The 1,268-nt window shown below is 74.1% G+C and carries 1 protein-coding gene and 1 pseudogene; one reads left to right on the plus strand and one right to left on the minus strand.

Annotated features, from left to right (window positions below; translation table 11 throughout):
* Window positions 1-254, minus strand: a pseudogene (locus tag ACZ597_RS35590) (hypothetical protein); the annotation flags it as partial.
* A 120-nt stretch (window positions 255-374) separates the two neighbouring features.
* Here ACZ597_RS35590 and ACZ597_RS35595 point away from each other — a divergent pair.
* A complete protein-coding gene (locus tag ACZ597_RS35595) occupies window positions 375-902 on the plus strand; it encodes a SigE family RNA polymerase sigma factor (protein WP_471339615.1) in 528 nt (175 codons plus the stop codon).
* Window positions 903-1,268: the final 366 nt, after the last annotated feature.

A 1,268-nucleotide genomic window follows, 5' to 3' on the forward strand; every position in this document is an offset into this window, starting at 1 on the left:
CCGTCGCCCTTGCCGGCCTCGCCGCCGGCGTCGCCCGAACCGCTGCCGGGCTTCGCCGAACCACCGCCGGGCTTCGCCGGAGCCTCGCCCGGCTTCGCCGAAGCGGTTTCGCCCGTCGTCGGTGAGTTCGCCGCGCTCGGCCGCTCCGAGGTCGCGGAGTCGCCCGGTGCTTCGGCCCCGCTCGGCTCGCACGCCGTGGACGCGAGCAGCAGCGCACCGAGGACGGCCGCGGCCGCCGCCTTCCTGATTGCCATGTTTCCCCTGGTCAACAGAGCCCCCTGTGTGGTGTTCTTCGCTGTACACGACCTGTACGCACGCCGGGAGTCAGCGGGTTGCATGCGGATCGAAAAAGTTTTGCGACCGCGGGGGGCGGCATGACGGAGGACGAGTTCGACGCGTTCTACGCCTCGGCGTTCCCACGGGTCGTCGGCCAGGTGTACTCCTTCACCGGTGACCACGGCCAGGCCCAGGACGTCGTTCAGGAAGCCTTCGTACGTGCCTGGGACCGGCGGAGCGACTTCCTCGCCACCGAGGCCCCCGAAGCCTGGATCCGCACCGTCGCGATGCGTCTCGCGGTCAGCCACTGGCGGCGGGCGCGGCGGTGGCTGGAGCTGGTACGCCGCACCCCGCTACCCGATCACGCCCCCGGACCCGGTCCCGAGCACGTCGCCCTCGTCGCGGCGCTGCGACAGCTCCCGGAGCCCCAGCGCCTGGCGATCGTGCTGCACCACCTGTGTGACCTCAGTGTGGAGCAGGTAGCCTCCGAGACCGGCGCACCGACCGGTACGGTCAAGGCCCGCCTGTCGCGCGGCCGGGCAGCCCTCGCCAAGCTGCTGCCGGCGAGCGGGGTGGGTGTAGTGGGCGGAAGTGGCGAGGAGAAGGAGGAAGACCGTGGCCGATGACCTGTCCTCTGCCCTGCGCGAGCTGGCCGACGGCGCCGCCGGCCCCGCGCCCACGACGGGCGCGGAGGTCCGACGCCGGGCCGCTTCCCGGAGACGTCGCCGGCACTCCGCCCTCGCGGGAGGCGCCGCTGCCGTGGTCGCGGCCCTCGCGTTCGGCGTGACCGCAGCCCTCGGCGGCCCGGAGTCCCACCAGCATCCCGCACCACCACCCGCCGCCTCCCTCACGGCGCCCACGGCCGATGCGGCCTCCCCGCCTGCGCCCACCGTCAGTGCGTCCCCGTCCACCGAGCCTTCCCCCACGGCGCCAACCCTCGCTGGGCCGACACCCGCCGCTCCCACCGCCGGTGAGGCATCCTCCACTGCGCC

Source organism: Streptomyces sp. NPDC040718, assembly GCF_055593565.1.

Coding starts and splice junctions, on each gene's coding strand:
- ACZ597_RS35595 (WP_471339615.1), top strand. CDS start 375: ATGACGGAGGACGAGTTCGACGCGTTCTACGCCTCGGCGTTCCCACGG.